We start from the raw sequence: 17,732 nt of genomic DNA, 5'->3' as shown, positions 1-17,732 counted from the left end.
CGAAGGGTGGTTTGATGAAATAAGGTTTAGATATATAAATTAATTACAAAAACGATTTAACATTAAGAAATCGATTTAATAATAGTTTCTTTACCATCTTCAAAAATCTCTTTCACTACAAACTTGCAGTAGGTTCCATCTTGAGATGGTTCAGTCAGCAAAGCTGGATTCACAAAATCTTTGATCTGTTTAAATCGGATCAATTCATAATTTCTATTTCTTTCCAACTGATAGTCCATTTTTACATCACAACTATACATAGTAGTTGACCCAATAACAGAGGTAAGTCTAAAAGTTAACTTCTTATTTGCAGGTACCTTAAACTCAAAAAACTCTTCACCGTTATTCAAAGCAATTGTAGGTTTAGGCATACTCAATGTTTTTGGCTCATGCATTGAGCCATACTTTGTTAAATTATTTGTTATCTGCTTCGTTATAAGGTTTTTAGAAATTCTTTCACCCTTATTATTTTGATAACTAATATAGAACTGCACCATGGGTATATTACTTCTATAAACCCTTAAATTCGCTGTATCACCTGATATTTCATCTTGATACATATTCGTAGATCTTACGAGATTATTTACTGCAGGAATGGCACACCCAGTAAGACCTAAAACTACTGCAGAAATTACAATTATTTTTTTCATATCATGACCATATTTTTAAAACTAAAAGACTCTATCAAATTGAAATTTAAAAATTATGAAATGGAACCCTTCTAAAAGGGTTCCTATCATTACATTCGATTACGTCTAGCAGTAGTGTTATCCCTTAAGGAGCGACTAATAGTAGAGTTTGGATTCTCGATTTGATCTCCTACAATTCTAGGTACCGCTTTAGGAAGTTGCTTATCCAGTTCTTCTCTTACGATGATCCTGACTGATTGCTCGTCCAGTTGTTCAGCCTCGACTATTGCACCGCTGACCTGATTCACAACTTCAATTTTAAAATTGATAGTTGGAGAAGATGGCTCAATAAAAGGCTTAATCTCAGCCTCAGGACGTGACGATTGCCCTAAGGTGAAATCCTGAACACCTTCAAGATTTGAGCGATCCTGAACTAAACCATTAGAAGAGAAGTAGACTTTTCCGTCATGGAATAGATCAGAACGCGCGGAAACAGTTGGTTTTGAAACAGCTCCTCCAGTAAATCCACCGTTCGCAAAGCCTTTAGTAATAATCTGATTTTCTCGAATAGGTTGATTAAAAATATTCGAAATCGTTTGATTATCATTAAATGCTTTTGAACTGAGGAAAGAACGATTAAAGACATTTTCTGCTGAAGTATTGTTAGTAGCATGGTTATTGATAAATGCTTCAGGACTAGAGCTTTTACGCATATTTTCAACTAATCCAACACCACCCCATCTTTTAATGTCTTCTTGGGACCAGACAACCTCTCCTTTGTGAACAATACCAGCAGGTTCATATTTACCACCCGATCCAGTAAAACCACCATCAGAAAAGCCTTGATCTTTGATTGCCCGGATATTAGCGATAATACTGACACCTTGAGCAACTGCCCCAGCTATTAAAGGTAAGTTATACGGGAAACCGACTTTTGAAGCAGCAGCGATATTCTGCTGAATCGCAAGTCCCGCAGCAGCAATGGCATAAGCTTTATCCGCCGCAAACATAAGCTTATAGGCTTTGGACTGTTCACCAAACATTGAACCAAACATCGAGGTGACCGAACCCATCATTTGCCCGCCAAGGGCAATCTGTGCGTTCAATCGATCTTGTTGATACTTGTCTTCAACATCCTTAACGTTCTGAGCATAATCATTGTAAATTTGACTACGTTGTTCTTGAGCAGCTTGAATGATTGCAGTTTTCTGGTTTTCAAAGTCTTGTTGCTGAATTAATCCAGCTTCCATTTGAGCATTCAGACTATCTAAACCATTTTGTTCATTAAGATCAGTGGCAGCATATTGACTATCTGCAAGATCATTTGCCGCGCCCAAGCGACTAAAACGTTCCTGATCCTGTCTAAAGAACTCACTGGAACCATTCATATCAGCCTGAATACCACCCCAGTTTTGAACAGCGTTATTAACTTTGTCGCGTGTCTCTTTATCCTGATTGGCTTTAGACAATGCGATCAGCTTTTGCCGCTCTTCAATGGAAAGCTTTGTATTCTTAAGAATCTCCTCCCGTTCGAGTCTATAGCGTTCCTGCATAGCCTGAGTTTCGGAAAGCAAAGATAAACGGGCTTGAAATGATCGCTGCTCTTGGGCTAATTTCATCAGTCCTAATTCTTGCTGATACTGCTGTTCTAGCAACTCTACTGCTTGCTTTTGTTCAGATTTACTTAATTCAATGTCATGAGCCGCATTGAACTTTTTACGGTTAAAGGACTCTTCAAGTAACTGTTCCTCAGTTTTACGAAACTCCTTGTAGTCTTCCAGCTTGCTTCTAATTGCTTGTTTGGCAATAGCCACATCATTATCAGCACGGCGCTGTAATTCTGCCTTAATTTCAGCTGTTCGTTCTGGCGAAAATCCTGCCTTATCAACGTCTTCCAATCTAACTTTCAAATTATTCTGGATACGCTGTACTTCAGAAGCTACTTCATTTTCTAGAGATCGCTGAGCATCTAACTGACGATCAAGTTGCGATTGAATATCACCCGAAGCTTTATCACTGCCTTTACTTGCTCCGCTCTTAACCTTGCTTTGCATACTCGGCGATTGATGAAGCAACTTAAGTGACACCCCATCCTCAAAGATCACCTCACTGACATAACCACCACCCTTGCTGTCATACCATGTCTTAATATCTTTCACAGCGACATTGGTCGTGATCGGCGTGCCTTCAGGCATTGAAAAATCAATACCCTTATGAAATGAAGAAGCCCCTTTGGTAGGGGCTTTTCGTGGACCATAATTAGAACTGATCTTGTAAGATGACAATGGTTTGCCACCTGCCTGTAATCGGGCTAGATGTTCATTCGATACTTTCTGGCCAGACATTGAGCCGCCATAGCGAACATCAAGATGAGGACCCGTACCAATCCCTGATTTACCCGATACACCTACAAGGCGTTTAGTAATCTTCTCCTGCTGCTCCAACTCCTTTGTCTGCTTACGTTTGGAGTCAATTAGTTTCTCTTCACGCTCCTGTTGTTCCTCAATAATTTTGAGGTTTCGCAAAGCACTATCAATTTCATCTTTAGATAAAATCGCACTCATTCCTTTTGCTTTTTGCAGCTCTAGAATCGCGTTAGCCTGAGCAACGGTATATCCCGAATCAAGCAAACCTGATTTATAGATTGAATCAAGCACATTATCTCTTTGCTTATCCCGATAATCCTGTAAAGCCTTCGATGCTTTTTCTGCTTCAGTTGCTGTATTTCCAATTGCATTCGCTTGTTGTTGATGTTGGAGTGCAGCATTTTGCGCAGCATTCCCAGCTAACTTACTTTCAATACCAACATTCTTTAATCCTTCAACTAACTTAGTACCCTTTTGATAGCCTTCGTCATATTTTTCAACTTGTTGCTTAAGTGCGTTATATAAGTCAGGTGGAATTTTCATTCCATTTAATCGTTCAATCGCTTCGGTATAGCTAATTGTACCCGTACGTGCATCATTAGAAATTTTGGCAAGTTCCGCATTACCGACTGCATAGTTTTGGATGTTAATTAATGCAGAACCGACAGCAAGCTCAGTCTTTCTCAATTCCTTATTTTGAGCTTCCAATGCCTTGGTCATATCATCAATAGCAGATTGCTTTTCAACTCCTCTTAATTTTTTAAGTTCTTCAGCCGTTTTATTAGCAACCGCTGCTTGTTCCTCTAGCTTTTTATTGGCTTTTTCCGCCTGCTCTTGGAAATACATATATCCTGCGGCCAAAGCAGAAATACCTATAGTAATAGCACCTATAGGACCTCCAATAAGTCCAAGAGCTCGGCTACCAATACCGCCAGCTAAAGACGTAGCTGCAGTCAACCTAGTTTGTGCAGCAGTTTGTACATTGGTTGCTGCTGTCACAGCGGCTTGAGCTTGGGTGTATCTTAAAGCAGCTGCAGTAGCTCCATATTTGGCTTGAGTCTCAGCATTAGTTGCCTGAACATTAGCAAGGTGTGCTTTAGCTGTATTTAAAGTTGCTGCCGCTTCACTAAGTTCTGCTTGAGCCTTAGTTATAGAAGCTTGACGACTAGCCAATGTAGAAACTATTCCCTCTTTAACAGCTGCTCCTTTTAGTAAAATTGCACGGGTGATTAATCCGATACCAGCGATAAGTGCTCCGTCAACCAGTAAGTTCAAATTACTTGAAAGTACCTGAATTGAACCAGAAAGTACTTGTGCGGCTCCTGAGCCTTTCCCTGCTTCTCCTACAAATTTCGTAATTTCATTATTTAAAAGAGTTAATGATTGTCCAATTGTGATATCAGTTTTACCAAATAATACATCTATATCAGACTCAACATTTCTTAGAGCTTTCACAATTTCTTGTGAAGTGATTTTCCCTTCAGCTGCTACTGAACGCAACTCTCCTACGGTAATCCCCATACCTTGTGCAATGGCCTTTGCTAATGCTGGGGTTTGTTCCATCACAGAGTTCAGCTCTTCACCGCGTAGTGTTCCACTTGCAAGTGCTTGCCCGAACTGGACTAAAGCTGCATCAGCAGCTTCAGCGGTTGCTCCACTAATGGCCACTGCTTTCGATACGGTTTCTGTTAAACGGGCAGTATCATCCATAGTAAGATTTAATGTTTTGGCGTTATCACTAAAGCGCTGATACACCTGTAAAACCGAATCCCAAGCAGAATAGGTTCTTTGAGCAATCTGAAAGGTATCTTCAGTCGCTTTATTTAACTCAGCTTGATTGTTAGTTACCAACTTCAATCTATTCTGTAGGCCAGTATAAGCATCCATTTTAGATACGGCAGCTCCAACTGTTAACAACCCTGCCATATAGCCAGCAAGTGCACGTGTCGAGACAGATAAGCCATCCATAGACTTTGAAGCATAATCACCTTTACGTTCAATACTATTGAGCTCATTGCCTAGATTACGCGCATTACGTTCAGCATTTTGCGAATCAATAACAATGACCAAACGAGATTCTTGTGCCATTTTTACTTTCCTCTAGGCAATAAAAAACCCGCTTACGCGGGTTTATAAAAGTGGTTATCTACAATTCTTTGGCGCACTTCAGTGAAGCTGCTCTTAAGCCATTATCAGCTTTGTAAAGCATATTCAAATTAGAGGCACTTATCATTGTTCTAGCTTCGATTAGATCTTTGGTCAGTAGCTTCACTTCAAGAGCCATACCATTTTGAATGTAAATCATATTATTTGCATACTTAACTTTGTTGAATACAACATGTCCACTCGTATCTTCACAAAGTATTCCATTACCATCAGAATCAAGTTTTATCGTCGATATACCCGGGCCAATCGAAACCGTCCATATACCTGATACAGATGGAGATGTAGGCTGGATTGCACTAAATTTATTATTCATCATTTGGGTTAGTGGACTTACGCACCCACTCAACAAAACTGTCATTATCAATAAATTTATTTTTTTCATGTTCTTCACCATTGTTAGTAATGAGTAAGATCTGAAACTTCATAAAAAACATACTAAGGTAGTCATTATTTTTTAATTAATATTGTCTAGCTAGGTAGCCTTAAAATTAATTGTTAGGTTTCTTGCCATCTTTCTAATAATAGTATTTTCAGGCAAAGTAAAAGGAGTTGATTTTTTAATCGCTTGTTCGATACTTAACTTAAACTCTTTAGATATCTCATTCAAAAAAATTATTTGGTCTACCTCACCCTTGTCCGTTAATAGAACTCTAACTCTTGCAATTGTTCCCGCGGAGTTAGGAGGTACATCCCAGGCATTTAATATTTTCTTCTGATATGTATCTTTATACTTTTTTACGATCAGGAGTGCATCATCTTGCTCCTGAGTACTCCCTAATTCATTAGGAATATTCTTGTTTACAATACTATCTAAATCTTGACTATAAAGATTAGTACAGGCAAGTGAACTCAAAACCAATCCCAATAGAATAGTTTTTTTCATGAAAATATCCATTTTAATAATGAGTAAAATTTAACAGTTAGGACATAAAAAAACCACCCTGAGGTGGTTTTCTCAACAGTTAAAAATATCGACTTTATCAAATCCCTTTTTAACCTTATCAACAAACTAATAAATTTTTAATCTTTATTTATCTCATCATAAAGATTTTGTGCCGCATCAATCATAGCTGAAATATTTCCTGTAGAAGCTGCAATATAGAGTGAACCTCCAAATGCAACAGCCTTTGTAGCTATCGCAATAGCGTGTTTTACACTATTTATCTTATCAGCAGATTCTTTCATTGCATCTGTACAAGATTTCAATATTTGAATATCTGAATCTAAAAGCTTTATTTTTAATATTACTGATTGTGCATTCAGATCACTAGAAGTATTAAATAGAGTCCATTGTTTAGCCTCAAGATCATTTCTCTGAACAGAGGTTAAATTATTCCAATTATCGTATCTAAAGTTTCCAAGTGTAACGGATAGATCATGAAATGATTTAGAAAGTTCATAGACTTCATCTGGTGAAAGTTGATTGCTCATTTTATTATCTCCAATTATTTATCTGCAAAAGCTTCTTTGACTTCCTTAATCACTGGTTTAGAGGTGTCAACGAAATTTCTGACAATCGCATATACTTCTTTACTTGAAAGTTCATTGGCATCTTCTTTGAGCTTGTGGTGTGTTTCTCCAATATTTCGAATATTTTTTGCTAAAGATATTGCTGCGGCTTGCTTGGCTTCTAAATCAGAACGTTGTTGCCACTGTGCTTTTGAATAAGCCACCCATTCTAAAGGCTTAGCATCACTTTCACTTATTTCAACTTTTCTATAAGCTTGTTTCCACGCGTCTATCTCATAAGAAATTGCCTGGACATAGTTCTTTTCAATAATATCCGCTAGTGCGTTACTAACGTTTATTACCGAGTCATCACTTTCTTTAATGAATTTGACTAGTTCTTTTTGTTGATAAGTTTTTGTTGCTGCATTTGCTATCAACGATGATAAGTTTCCAACTGCTTTTATTTTAGGTTCATCTGCTACATTGAGCTTTATTAATTCTCCTTTAAGGTCATCAGTTTGAGTTTTATAACTTGCAAGTTCATCTGACGCCAAGGCCCCTAAAGCGGCTCCATAAGCATCAAGTACTGAGGCAACAATTAAAATGGATTTAGAAGCCTCTTGTTCAGATTTACACTCACTGAATTCTTTGAATTGCTTATAACTATTCGCACGAAGGCAAGAAGTTTGAAAATCTTTAGCGATTGGTTTTACGGATTCTATAGTTGATCGAGAATAGGTTGAGTAATTTTTAACAGATTCCATTGAAACACATCCTGAAAGTACCAGAAATGCGCCTACAAAAAATAAATTATGTCCAATTTCTTTCATCACCTTTCTCCTGTCCATCAGGAAGTATTTAACTATTACTTTTAAAGCTTGTTTGAAAGGTATTTTTTTACTTTGCGTTTATTTTTCCTATTTTTAATCCTTCTATTTAATAAACTCCTTGCAAACATATTCGTCAAATAGAATCCGATCATTATTTATACTTATTTTCTATGATTTAGAATAACTTAACTATCATCATGGATTGTTAAAATAACCAAACCTTAGAATGGTTATTTACTAGATTTAGACTTAATTTTCTTATGAACTTCTTCAATAAATAAATTGTCTAAAGCAAAAATACAGTCATTAAAGATATGAGCATCAACAGGTAAATCATTATGCTCAGCATAGACATTGATTGCCTGCTGATCTAAGCATAACGGTACGCTTTGCTCATATCGTCTAGATCTAATAATCGTGCTAAAGGCTGCAAGAATCGAGTCAGCAGCATAAGAATATTCTGGTGGATCCGGAATGTGTCCACCTAAGAATTTGATTTGTTCGATTTCGTGCGGCGTTTTCGACGCATACGTTTTCTGGTATTTGTAGAGCTCGATGACTTTCCCAGAATTAAAGCCTTTTCTTTATCAGCTTCTTCTTGGATCTTTTGCGCCTGCTCTTTAATAAATGACCAGATAACAATACCTATATCACCAAGATTAAGAAGCTTTGACGCATTTTCAGGTGTATATGGTTTTTCAGTTTCAACGGAATTACTTTCTACTACCTCAGCAAAAACAACGCCTTTCCAGTCTTCGATTAGGTGAGCTGCACAAGCATCCATTAACAACTCATGATAAAGCTTGGCATTTTCATCTTTTACCATCACATCATAGCCTTTTGATGAAATTTGATTGCCTGCTTTTTCTAATGCAACTTGAAAAGGTTTATAGCCAATACCACGGATTTTAAATTCTGCTTGTCCACCTGCAGTTTCAAACGTACACCACTTCGATACTTCTGAACTTCGTACAATTCCAACTTTTAAAGACATACCTACCTCGAAAATTAAGGAAATAAAAAAGCCCATGGGATTCCACAGGCTTTATTGATTTGAATTGAATTACACAAGAGCTCGTACAATCGTTGGAGCTGTTCGCACTTGAGCAAAGTTGATATCTAAAGTAATGATGTCATCACCACCGCCGTCTGGGTGATTGGCTTCCATCACTTCTAATTGAGGGAAATTAAGTGAGTATTTACTTCCCTTGCTGTCTTTGATGTCGAAGGTTAGTGTGAACACATCGCGGGTTTTGATTGCATCGATCCAAGCTGCTGCTGTAGCCGAGAACATGAATGAAGCATTTGCTTCGATATCCATCATCTTTTCAATGTAGAACTCTGGCGTGTACTTGCCTGAACCGATACAACGAACTGCTTCCAGATTGTTATTGAACGAAAGTGTCAGTGATTGCATGCAGGCTTTACCTTGAATTGACTGGCCATTAATAAGCAAGTTTTCAACGTTTGGCATACTGACCAATGGACGGTTTGAGGCAGCTATTGGATTAGTAACTGGATTGACCTGTTGACGGGTAAATGAATTACCAACTAAACCGAAGTTCCCTGTAATTTTACCTGTGGTCTGAATCGTGATTTCACCCGTATTAACTTGCACTCCACGGTAAATAAATACCTGACCAATATCTTCAAACACTTTAACTAGGGTAAATGATTTACGTACATTTCCACCAAAGCTAAGCGCATTGGCTGCCCAGTTATTAAATGCAAGAGCACTTAAGAATAAGTCAAATGTACCAACTGACAATTCAAACTCTAACTGACCAGCCACTTCAGCTTCAGTAACTACACCACCTTGTCGGAAGCGTGAATCCACAACCTCACTACTTTCTTCAGTTGAGATGTTTTCTGATAAGCCATCTGAAACACGGCGTACGGTGTACCAAATCGGATTTGCTGGAGTAGTTCCCAGCACTGCTTCTTCACAAGCATATAATCGAATTTTTGCGCCTGAACTCATTTATAGTTCTCCAAAATTTAGGCATAAAAAAACCCGCTTCATAAGCAGGTCGATATAAAAAATGGTCGTAAAAAAACCCGCTAAATTAGCGGGTTTTTAAGGTGTTTCATCTGTGTCGGAGATTTCTGGCAGTTCTACACCATTCATTGCTGCAGCTACTGCTTCAGATAAGTTAGTAGGCTGGAACTCAACTGGTGTTTCAGTTTGTGGTTCTTCATGTTCTGGTTCAGGCTCTTCGTGTAAACGGATATCAATCCAACGGCCTTCTGGAATATCGAGTGGATTGTCGTGATCAGCTACAACAGCTGCTTTTTCAATATCAAACTTTCGTTTGTAAGTTTTAATTGAAATATCACCGTTTTCTAGTGTTGAGTATTCAACAGCAACAACTGTATTACCATTGGCATCTTTAGGCACTTCGATGTACCAGCCTTCGGTAGCAAAACCTAAAGATCCTTTGAGCAAGTAATTACCTACATCAACTTTTTCAAAATCAATTGGCTGTTTACTTGCTTCGTCGTTTAATTCAATTGACTCTGCAAACAACTTAACAATTGGCGAGGCAGACTTCACAAACCCATTGGCATCAACAGTTGTATTTGCTGTTGTTCGAACTTCGTAAAAAGGTGTGGAAGACAAGTTAGCGCTACTACCTCCCCTGAAAGCTAATTTTTTAGCTGCAGATGTCCCTGCTTCAAACAAGAGCTGTGCTCTATATGTACCTCCCCAACAACATAAAACATTTCTTCCAGTTGGCCAGTTAGCAGGAAGATCTGTTACACCAGTTGATGCAGTAATATAGTGAGCTCCAGGAGTATTAATATCACTTAATTTAGTTGATTCATTAACAATTTGAATCCCTAATCCAAAATCTCCGACCTTGATTAATCCAGCCCCGGCAGTATCTTCTCTTGAACCTGTGACAGGATAAGTCGCAGCATTTCCTAATCCCTGAACTTGTGTCCAGTCTGGCGTTAGGTTTGGAATACCAGATGCGAAAGGCAGCATAAATTGCCGCTTACCTTGAGCAGAGTTATATTGAAATGGCCGGTGATCCCATGAAAATTTAAAAACTTGATTTGCCATTATGCTGTTACCCCCTCAATGACTTGGAAAGTCAGAGTCTCAGTGTGTTGAGTCACCCCACCAACTACAGCTTTAATATCCATTTGCACCAAGCCCAAAGGCCATGTAGCAGTGCTAGCAGTAGACTTCACACTCAACCAGCCTTTTTGGGTTGTTTGACTTAATGCTGCACAAGTCAACGTTGCAACGGCGGCGCCTTCCAAAGTCTTAACCTGAGAAGTAAAGGTGTAACCTGTCAGATCAATGGCTCGACGCACATCATTAGGTGGATACTGCAAAGCTTCATCCATATCGACGAGCTGCAAATTTAAGTTAAATGTGTCACCACGCTTAAAAACATGATTGCTCATAAGTGATTCCTGTAAAAATAAAAAACCACCGATGAGGTGGTAGTGAAAAAATTAGTTTGTTATGTGCTTTAGTTAATGAGGTAGCTTATTGATACGTTGTATTGAATGAAGTCAGCATCTTTCCCTGCATCAATTGATTCACCATTCAAACACTCTAAATCATCAATTGAGTAATACTCAAAATGTGCCAGTAAAGCATCACTTAGAACTGTTAGTGCTTTTACTCCTGTATGCAGTCGATCAAAGCATTGAATCATTATGTTCCCTGTACGACGCGTACAAGGTTTATCAGCAACACCAGAAGTAAAGCTGGCACCGCCTGCAATGGTTAGACTGCACCACAAGCCTTCTTTTGGAACCTTAAACCCTGGCGCATTGGGATACTGGATTCTGTCCTGTGCAATACCAGTGAAGCTTTGCATACGATCAATAATAGCTTGCCTTGTCTGCTCTAAAGTCATTGCCATCTTAACCACCGTACTTTTGAGAAATATAAGTAAACGTGGTGTTGTAAATACCTTGAGGTGCTTGATCTGACCAGCCATTTTCCAAGCGCTCAGCATATGGCTGGTTGTTCTGTATATAGACCAAATTACCCAGCTTAAACTTAACGGCTTGAATAGCTGCATCTTGCACGGCGTTTGTTTCAGTTCTACGTACACCGAAGTCACCAGATCCAATCGAAACTATATGAGATGCTCTATAAGCTCCAGTATAAACGGGACTTGAAACAACTAAAGACTGAACAGCATCCATGGTAATTTTCTTTACCTTATCCTCTGCCGTTTTAGCCACATCAAAACTAAAATCAGTTGGCTTTTTCCCCTTCCATCCCATCGTTTACCTCGCTTTCTTCATACATTTTAAAAAGGTCCTGAGCGATTGCTTGAATTGAATAAGCTTCAAATTCAGAGCTTGGCTCACGTTCTCCCATGAGCTTTTTAACTTTCTGCCAAACATGCACAGCTTCATGTAAAAGCAAGCCATAGATCTCAATCAATTTTCTTTCTGAAGTATCACCTAGCTGGACAACTGCATAAGCACCATCGAAATAGAAGTCAACTTGTGCCGCTGCGCCTTCAATGGATAAGAACGGATCAACGTTCTTCATGTCTTCGAATAACAGATCCATGTGAATTTGATTTCGAGCTAATGTGTATTGAACATGTTGGAAGGGTGAGATATGCCATAAAGGGACATAATCGGTATTAATCATTCAAACTCCTAAATCGCATCCATTAAAAAACCCACCGAAGTGGGTTTGAACTTATATCTATAAATTAATACTACAATTTGAATGTCCGAATACATTTTGGTTCCATATCCATCCTGCTCGAAACTTTAATATTTAATCGATATCCATATACCGGAAACAAAACTAAATATTAGATAAATAAATGCAGCAATAATTACGGAAATAAAGACTATGATAATCCCGTCAGAAATATAATCTCTATTGGCATCATTCTCAGGATTTTCCTTGGGATTAAGTATCATTGGGGTATTTAAAGATTTTTTCGCCTCATAAAGTCCCCAACCTATTCCCAGCAACACAATTAGTATCGCAAAACCAACTCCAAGATCATAAATAACCTCTTCAGCAGCATATTTATCATTTGAAGCTGAAACACATTTATCAAAGTATTTTTTTTCAGTTTCAGAAAGTGTAGAGATTGCTTTTTGATCATTAAACAGATCTTTAAAATGAATATTACATGTCTCAATGAATTCTTCTTTATCGTCAGTTCCATCTCCCTCGTAATTGCTTGGACGAGAAATATAAAGCGTGCTATGGGTAGTTGTAGCCATATAATTTGATTAAATTTATAAAGGGATATTTAATTAATAGAAAATCAGTCAATTCAGCTATCTTTTTTCAGTAGCCTAGCTATCTTCAAACTGAGTAATATTGCATATAAAGGGCCCACCTTCATCAAACTCCTCCCCATTTAATAAGATATTAAATCTTCCACTGAAAGTACTGAGTGCTCGTACAGATCCTTTCTTTTCTTTTACTTCTAAATCACGACTTAATTTGTCTATTACAATGCTAAAGCTTGGAGAGATAAGTGAGGTAATTTCTTTACAATATTTAATAGCTTCATCTTTAGAGGCTTGATAATTTCCTGAATGTTTTGAATATACATAAAGATCTCTCCATATTTTTTCATCAAAACTCTGTGATAGGTAAAAATTCAACCATTTTTTATCATTTGTATGCTCATAATAGTAATCCGAACTTACTGGATTAAATCTTATAGACATTGGACGACCATAAGTTGACGTCTTCATCTCAGGGTATTTTGTTTTTATTTCTTTTGCATAATTTAAAAATAAGCGAGATTTGTAATCCTTGATTTCAGAAATTTCTTTATACGCATTTGAGATAGTAGTTGGAGTTAATTCTTGCTTCACTGGATTATTAACAGATGAACAACCTGATAATAAAATTATGCTCCATAGTAAAAATTTCTTATTCATAAAAATTCCTATATTTCGAGCCTAATAATATAGAATTTTTCCTATATTTTCCTCAACTGGCATTTCCAAATAGTAGAGGCAGGATCCTGCTGAATATGAATGACCCGAAAAAAACCTAAGGCAGTTATCCACTCATCATCAATTTTAGGAATCATAGTCACTTCATTTTGCAGTATGCTAGCTTTCTTATCGGTGGCCAGTACTCCAAGTGCTTGGACCTCATATTGACTATATGAACCAAATAGAACCCCACGGCCAGAATAGTTTTCCTTAACTTCGATAGAAGTTTCAGTCTTAGGATCCCAATTCGTTTTTGATACCCGTTCACACGTGAAGGTATGAACGGTGTCAGCCAAATCTTCATTAAATGCTTCGGCAATTTCTGCCTGAATTTCGTCACGTAAGCTCATTATATTTTCCTAACAAAAAATACGCGTTTCTGTTTGCAATATGGTTTGATCAGATCAAGAATAAATTGCTCAATCGCACTCAGTTTTACTGATCCGTCCTGATATTCCTTTTCGGTCTCAACCGTATCAGCCTTAACTTTCTTGCGCTTTAATGCTTGTTCCTGTCCTTGATATAAATCACCTTTAATAATGCCCTTGATTATTTGATATGAAGCTGTTTTCAGAGGCTCAGGAACTAAAGAGGCTTCTTCATAAGGTTTGACATTACGTGCTAATAGATAAGCTTCTGACATCTGAAGGTATTGAGCCTTATCACTGGCAGATAAAGCATCAAAGCCTTCAACATGTTCTATCGCTTCTTTTTCAGTGATAAAGCTCATGGATTATTCCTTTGGAAGTAGCGCTAACAACTCGTCTTTTTTAGCACCTGATTCGAATGCAATTCCTTTTTCAGTCAAGACTGCACGAAGCTCATCAACTTTAAGGCCTGCGTAGTTAATTGGTTGAACTTCACTTGGCTTCTGATCGCCTTCTGGAGTTTGGTTTCCCTCACCAGATTCAAGCTCAGCAATACGTGCTTTCATTACCTCAGGATCATTCTGAAAGGCAATAAATTCACCTTTCAACGTTGCCAATTGTTCTTCGAGTTCATTTACTTTTGCTTGTGTCATTTGACGTTCTCTCATGCGGTTAAATGCGGATAGGCCCATTGATTTATCTCCAAAAGAAAAGGCGGATAATTCCGCCCGTCTTTATTTAACTTTGTGCTTGAACGCCACAATACGAATCTGCTTTGGATCGTAGACGCGTTCCCAGTTGGTATCAGATGAAAGACCTGCATTATTTGGCGCAACACCCATTGCACCAGCCCACTTGATGCCACGAGGATGCAAGACAAAGTGACGGCGGTTAATGAGGATATCTGAGCCTGCGAGACTATCTCGGTCAGTCTCAACCCCAACAGGAGCACCGATATCCTGAAATCCGATCGCACCTTGGCCAAACAGGAATGATGTGAATACATCACCATCAACTGGCATACCGTCATCGACAATCACACGGCGATCCATGAAGGTTTTATAGAGCACCACGCCATCTGCATCACGTACGGTTTCAATCAAGCCCTGTTTGGCTAGTGCCGCCATGGTTGCCGAATGCATGGCAATAGCCGTTAATTTATCGACGGCATCCCCCAGCTTGTATGAGGCATCGATAAATGAAACACCATCAATAACGGCTGCGGCTCCAGTACCAGCAGAGATGTCATGTGTATTGCTTGCCATACTTGCAGAACCGAACACACCTTTAAGCGTATTCACGGTAAAGCCTTGAAACTCACGTGCCCAGTAATCAGCAACCAGGTCACCAACTGCGCCAAGTGGATCGTCACCCGATAAAGCTTTTGCCAGATCATTGGCACCCCATGCCTTACCACGTGCATGCAAAATAGCAATATCCTGACCCGCTGCAATGTTGTTTACGGTTAGAGGTGTCGCATCTGAAAGTACTTCAGACTCACCATCTAAATCGTTCCAGAACGGGATATTTACGGTAGATCCACCTTGTGTACCGAATGCAACTTCAACATCCAGCTCCCCTACAATTCCCGACTGCCATAAAGCAGATTTCTTGGCAGTTTTATTTAAAACGTACTGAGTAAATAACTCGGGTACGATGACATCAGCAATTTTTGTCTCAGCCATTAGGCTTTACTCCTTAAAGATTAATACCGTGTTTTGCCGCTAACTCTTTAGCAAGCTGCGGATTTTCATTTCGTAATTGGGCAAGTTTGGTTAGGTTCACCGAACCGTCTGGCTTAGTGATATCGACCTGTCCTTTTGTATTGGTGCTACCAGGTGAACCTGTACCATTGGCTTTAGGCCAGAAATAAGGCTTTTGCTCACGTAAGGTTTCAACCCATTCTTTTGGTGATAACGGCGTCTTACCGTCTTTACCAATGATCACTTCACCTTGTGCGTCGACTGCTACGGCCTTACCGTTTTCATCAAGTACAAATTTAGATTGAGCAAGAAAGGCGATATCTGCTGTTGCTTCAGGTAATGCTTCTAATTCAAGAGCAGCCTGTACAATCTGGCTCTGAACAACCGATTGCTTGAACTTGTTGGCATAAGCTTCTGCTTTATCGGCCCGTTCTTTTTCGGCATTGAGTAATTTGTCATGCTGTTCACGCATCTTCTCGGTACGCTTCTGGATGACTTCACTCACCTTACCTTCAGCAATTAATTTCGCATCTTCATCCTGCTCCAGTTGGGCAAACAGTTTTTTGACTGTTTCAGGATCAATACCTTCATACTGTTTTTGAAGCTTCTGGAGTTCCTGCTTTGCTGTCTTGGCGGCATCACGCTCGCTTTGAAGTGCAGTTTTAAGTCCCTTCGGATCCTCATAACCATCCAGATCAAGGCGAAACTTCCCGTCTTCCTCGACATATAGGCCACGATGTTCTTCTTTAACGTCATCCAGTGAATCAACAATAAATGGCAGTGACATGTTCAAACCTCTCGTTTGATTAAGTTGAGCCTTATCTCAAGGCAATAAAAAACCGCCCGAAGGCGGTACGTTGTAAGAGTGCGATTATTTCAGCGCCAAAATAATCGCGATAACAATGATTCCTAAGGCTAAGCCCAAATTGGTAATTGACTGCATTAGTCCTGCACGGTCAGCACCTTTCTCGCTCATTTTCCCATCTACCTTTAGTTCAGTTTTTGATGTATGCTTATGCACAGAGATATTTCTCCTTAACTATCACCGGTTGAGTTGAATTAAAAAGCTCATGATTGCCGTCATGGGCTTTTTGCTTTTTAGAACTTCTATCCTCTATTCTTGATATTTAAAGCTCAGGTTTGTTGTGTAATTTCGGGCATAAAAAACCACCCTCTAAGGTGGTTTTCTTTTACTCATCTAGATTAAAAGTGGCTGCATCTTGAGTTTTAACTCTTCAACTTTGTGTTTTGCTTTCGGCTTATATTGCTTACCAACCAAACATAAGGTTCGACCTGCTTTAGATGCAATGTCCGTCAAATTCTCAAAGTCTAATACTGCTCTATTAAACTGATCTATTAAGTTAAAAGCAGATTGGCGTAATGCTTTTTCACATTGGATAAAGTAACGACGTGCGATTCGCCCCTGATCATTGTTTTCTACCATTGATAGTTCTTTGGCAACATCTAAGGTCAAAAGATAATCCGTTTGTCTTGCTTTACCTTTTTGGCCATCTTTTCTTTGGGTTTCGGAAATTACCGAAAGGCAAGCAAAGTCTTCATTTTCAATGAATCCATATGTTTTGATTCGTTTCTTTATCCAATCGGCAAAACGATCTCCACTTTTCAGCCATTGATGTAAAGTACGGGCATCAACACAAGGTTGAATATCTCCACCAATTGTGGCATCCACAACTGGAATTAAAGTATTGTGTAATGTTTGGAATTTATGCATATGCAAGACCTCTAACAGAGTTCCGCCAAGCTGCAAATTAAGAAAATAGAAATAAAGATAAATTTTTATAGGGCTAAATATTAATCCGCAACAATCTACACCACCAAACATAATGTTTAGTGAAATAAATTGAAGGTTTCCCAAAGTAAACATTTTGTTTACTTGTTTAAACCAGTGGTCTAATATTTACTAACCTAGGTTATATTTTTAATCTTTACATCTAAGTTCTCTTAGTTTGTGCCTTCCGACGGCGTTTAAAAATTTCGGTATTCCGTAATTGGCGTTACGAGATACCACCTGAACCAGCAAAAGGATCAAGTATTGGCGTACTTGGTCCTTTTTCTCTTAAAACGAGCAAAAAAAATGCCTCGCTTAATCATTGATTTGGTTTCATCTTTTTACTTTATAAGAGTTATCAAGAAATAACTAGTCTTGGCATCATTCAACTGCGTTAAATCACGTCGTGTAACATCATCCAGATACTATTTTTTATCTATACTTTATGAACAAATCTAAAAAAGAATCTAATTA

The 17,732-nt window shown here is 38.5% G+C and carries 22 protein-coding genes; all 22 read right to left on the bottom strand.

What is annotated here, in order from left to right; genetic code table 11:
• Positions 1–62: 62 nt before the first annotated feature.
• Positions 63–650, bottom strand: coding sequence for a hypothetical protein (locus MKX14_RS16820; protein ID WP_240283038.1), 588 nt, complete (start codon positions 648–650; stop codon positions 63–65).
• A gap of 89 nt (positions 651–739) precedes the next feature.
• A complete protein-coding gene (locus MKX14_RS16815) occupies positions 740–5,083 on the bottom strand; it encodes a tape measure protein (RefSeq protein ID WP_240283037.1) in 4,344 nt (1,447 codons plus the stop codon).
• A gap of 58 nt (positions 5,084–5,141) precedes the next feature.
• The gene (locus MKX14_RS16810) at positions 5,142–5,543 is read right to left on the bottom strand and encodes a J517_1871 family lipoprotein (protein WP_240283036.1); all 402 of its coding nucleotides are present in this window, start codon (positions 5,541–5,543) and stop codon (positions 5,142–5,144) included.
• A 90-nt stretch (positions 5,544–5,633) separates the two neighbouring features.
• Complete coding sequence (locus MKX14_RS16805) at positions 5,634–6,044, bottom strand: cell envelope integrity protein TolA (protein WP_240283035.1); 411 nt, start codon at positions 6,042–6,044, stop codon at positions 5,634–5,636.
• Positions 6,045–6,181: 137 nt separating this feature from the next.
• Entirely contained in the window at positions 6,182–6,592 is a 411-nt protein-coding gene (locus MKX14_RS16800) for a hypothetical protein (RefSeq protein WP_240283034.1), read from the bottom strand.
• Positions 6,593–6,606: 14 nt separating this feature from the next.
• A complete protein-coding gene (locus MKX14_RS16795) occupies positions 6,607–7,440 on the bottom strand; it encodes a hypothetical protein (protein WP_240283033.1) in 834 nt (277 codons plus the stop codon).
• A gap of 484 nt (positions 7,441–7,924) precedes the next feature.
• Positions 7,925–8,434: a hypothetical protein gene (locus MKX14_RS16790; protein ID WP_240283032.1), complete on the bottom strand. Its 510-nt coding sequence runs from the start codon at positions 8,432–8,434 to the stop codon at positions 7,925–7,927.
• A 69-nt stretch (positions 8,435–8,503) separates the two neighbouring features.
• Positions 8,504–9,421 carry a phage tail tube protein gene (locus MKX14_RS16785; RefSeq protein ID WP_240283031.1) on the bottom strand — a complete coding sequence of 306 codons (918 nt, stop codon included), beginning with the start codon at positions 9,419–9,421 and terminating at the stop codon, positions 8,504–8,506.
• Between the two features lie 96 nt (positions 9,422–9,517).
• Positions 9,518–10,507 carry a phage tail protein gene (locus tag MKX14_RS16780; RefSeq protein ID WP_240283030.1) on the bottom strand — a complete coding sequence of 330 codons (990 nt, stop codon included), beginning with the start codon at positions 10,505–10,507 and terminating at the stop codon, positions 9,518–9,520.
• Positions 10,507–10,857, bottom strand: a complete 351-nt coding sequence (locus tag MKX14_RS16775) for a hypothetical protein (protein ID WP_240283029.1) — start codon at positions 10,855–10,857, stop codon at positions 10,507–10,509. Before MKX14_RS16775 ends, MKX14_RS16780 begins: the two co-directional genes overlap by 1 nt.
• 68 nt (positions 10,858–10,925) lie before the next feature.
• On the bottom strand, positions 10,926–11,324 hold the full coding sequence (locus MKX14_RS16770) for a hypothetical protein (RefSeq protein ID WP_240283028.1): 399 nt from the start codon (positions 11,322–11,324) through the stop codon (positions 10,926–10,928).
• 1 nt (position 11,325) lies between these two features.
• Positions 11,326–11,694, bottom strand: coding sequence for an HK97 gp10 family phage protein (locus MKX14_RS16765; protein WP_240283027.1), 369 nt, complete (start codon positions 11,692–11,694; stop codon positions 11,326–11,328).
• Complete coding sequence (locus tag MKX14_RS16760) at positions 11,666–12,073, bottom strand: hypothetical protein (RefSeq protein WP_240283026.1); 408 nt, start codon at positions 12,071–12,073, stop codon at positions 11,666–11,668. The genes MKX14_RS16765 and MKX14_RS16760 overlap by 29 nt, the downstream gene beginning before the upstream one ends.
• A gap of 125 nt (positions 12,074–12,198) precedes the next feature.
• The gene (locus MKX14_RS16755) at positions 12,199–12,552 is read right to left on the bottom strand and encodes a hypothetical protein (RefSeq protein WP_240283056.1); all 354 of its coding nucleotides are present in this window, start codon (positions 12,550–12,552) and stop codon (positions 12,199–12,201) included.
• A gap of 189 nt (positions 12,553–12,741) precedes the next feature.
• Complete coding sequence (locus tag MKX14_RS16750) at positions 12,742–13,338, bottom strand: hypothetical protein (protein WP_063098801.1); 597 nt, start codon at positions 13,336–13,338, stop codon at positions 12,742–12,744.
• A 41-nt stretch (positions 13,339–13,379) separates the two neighbouring features.
• A complete protein-coding gene (locus tag MKX14_RS16745; protein ID WP_240283025.1) occupies positions 13,380–13,748 on the bottom strand; it encodes a glutamate 5-kinase in 369 nt (122 codons plus the stop codon).
• On the bottom strand, positions 13,748–14,128 hold the full coding sequence (locus tag MKX14_RS16740) for a hypothetical protein (protein ID WP_240283024.1): 381 nt from the start codon (positions 14,126–14,128) through the stop codon (positions 13,748–13,750). Before MKX14_RS16740 ends, MKX14_RS16745 begins: the two co-directional genes overlap by 1 nt.
• A gap of 3 nt (positions 14,129–14,131) precedes the next feature.
• A complete protein-coding gene (locus MKX14_RS16735; RefSeq protein WP_240283023.1) occupies positions 14,132–14,458 on the bottom strand; it encodes a HeH/LEM domain-containing protein in 327 nt (108 codons plus the stop codon).
• 42 nt (positions 14,459–14,500) lie between these two features.
• The gene (locus MKX14_RS16730) at positions 14,501–15,451 is read right to left on the bottom strand and encodes a major capsid protein (RefSeq protein ID WP_000852272.1); all 951 of its coding nucleotides are present in this window, start codon (positions 15,449–15,451) and stop codon (positions 14,501–14,503) included.
• Positions 15,452–15,464: 13 nt separating this feature from the next.
• Positions 15,465–16,256, bottom strand: a complete 792-nt coding sequence (locus MKX14_RS16725) for a hypothetical protein (protein WP_145850502.1) — start codon at positions 16,254–16,256, stop codon at positions 15,465–15,467.
• An 84-nt stretch (positions 16,257–16,340) separates the two neighbouring features.
• Positions 16,341–16,490, bottom strand: a complete 150-nt coding sequence (locus MKX14_RS16720) for a hypothetical protein (RefSeq protein WP_002043639.1) — start codon at positions 16,488–16,490, stop codon at positions 16,341–16,343.
• 177 nt (positions 16,491–16,667) lie between these two features.
• Complete coding sequence (locus MKX14_RS16715) at positions 16,668–17,201, bottom strand: antA/AntB antirepressor family protein (RefSeq protein WP_240283022.1); 534 nt, start codon at positions 17,199–17,201, stop codon at positions 16,668–16,670.
• Positions 17,202–17,732: the final 531 nt, after the last annotated feature.

This window comes from Acinetobacter pittii (assembly GCF_022449185.1).
Classification (GTDB): Bacteria; Pseudomonadota; Gammaproteobacteria; order Pseudomonadales; family Moraxellaceae; genus Acinetobacter; species Acinetobacter pittii_I.
The sequence above is the reverse complement of the archived record's forward strand: the minus strand, read 5'-3'. Positions and strand labels throughout refer to the sequence as shown.

Excerpts from the sequence above, each read along its gene's own strand:
- MKX14_RS16790 (WP_240283032.1), bottom strand. The coding sequence starts at position 8,434 with ATGTCTTTAAAAGTTGGAATTGTACGAAGTTCAGAAGTATCGAAGTGG.
- MKX14_RS16765 (WP_240283027.1), bottom strand. The coding sequence starts at position 11,694 with ATGGGATGGAAGGGGAAAAAGCCAACTGATTTTAGTTTTGATGTGGCT.
- MKX14_RS16805 (WP_240283035.1), bottom strand. The coding sequence starts at position 6,044 with ATGAAAAAAACTATTCTATTGGGATTGGTTTTGAGTTCACTTGCCTGT.
- MKX14_RS16730 (WP_000852272.1), bottom strand. The coding sequence starts at position 15,451 with ATGGCTGAGACAAAAATTGCTGATGTCATCGTACCCGAGTTATTTACT.
- MKX14_RS16745 (WP_240283025.1), bottom strand. The coding sequence starts at position 13,748 with ATGAGCTTACGTGACGAAATTCAGGCAGAAATTGCCGAAGCATTTAAT.
- MKX14_RS16820 (WP_240283038.1), bottom strand. The coding sequence starts at position 650 with ATGAAAAAAATAATTGTAATTTCTGCAGTAGTTTTAGGTCTTACTGGG.
- MKX14_RS16785 (WP_240283031.1), bottom strand. The coding sequence starts at position 9,421 with ATGAGTTCAGGCGCAAAAATTCGATTATATGCTTGTGAAGAAGCAGTG.
- MKX14_RS16760 (WP_240283026.1), bottom strand. The coding sequence starts at position 12,073 with ATGATTAATACCGATTATGTCCCTTTATGGCATATCTCACCCTTCCAA.
- MKX14_RS16800 (WP_240283034.1), bottom strand. The coding sequence starts at position 6,592 with ATGAGCAATCAACTTTCACCAGATGAAGTCTATGAACTTTCTAAATCA.
- MKX14_RS16810 (WP_240283036.1), bottom strand. The coding sequence starts at position 5,543 with ATGAAAAAAATAAATTTATTGATAATGACAGTTTTGTTGAGTGGGTGC.
- MKX14_RS16815 (WP_240283037.1), bottom strand. The coding sequence starts at position 5,083 with ATGGCACAAGAATCTCGTTTGGTCATTGTTATTGATTCGCAAAATGCT.
- MKX14_RS16750 (WP_063098801.1), bottom strand. The coding sequence starts at position 13,338 with ATGAATAAGAAATTTTTACTATGGAGCATAATTTTATTATCAGGTTGT.
- MKX14_RS16740 (WP_240283024.1), bottom strand. The coding sequence starts at position 14,128 with ATGAGCTTTATCACTGAAAAAGAAGCGATAGAACATGTTGAAGGCTTT.
- MKX14_RS16770 (WP_240283028.1), bottom strand. The coding sequence starts at position 11,324 with ATGGCAATGACTTTAGAGCAGACAAGGCAAGCTATTATTGATCGTATG.
- MKX14_RS16725 (WP_145850502.1), bottom strand. The coding sequence starts at position 16,256 with ATGTCACTGCCATTTATTGTTGATTCACTGGATGACGTTAAAGAAGAA.
- MKX14_RS16795 (WP_240283033.1), bottom strand. The coding sequence starts at position 7,440 with ATGAAAGAAATTGGACATAATTTATTTTTTGTAGGCGCATTTCTGGTA.
- MKX14_RS16715 (WP_240283022.1), bottom strand. The coding sequence starts at position 17,201 with ATGCATAAATTCCAAACATTACACAATACTTTAATTCCAGTTGTGGAT.
- MKX14_RS16735 (WP_240283023.1), bottom strand. The coding sequence starts at position 14,458 with ATGGGCCTATCCGCATTTAACCGCATGAGAGAACGTCAAATGACACAA.
- MKX14_RS16775 (WP_240283029.1), bottom strand. The coding sequence starts at position 10,857 with ATGAGCAATCATGTTTTTAAGCGTGGTGACACATTTAACTTAAATTTG.
- MKX14_RS16780 (WP_240283030.1), bottom strand. The coding sequence starts at position 10,507 with ATGGCAAATCAAGTTTTTAAATTTTCATGGGATCACCGGCCATTTCAA.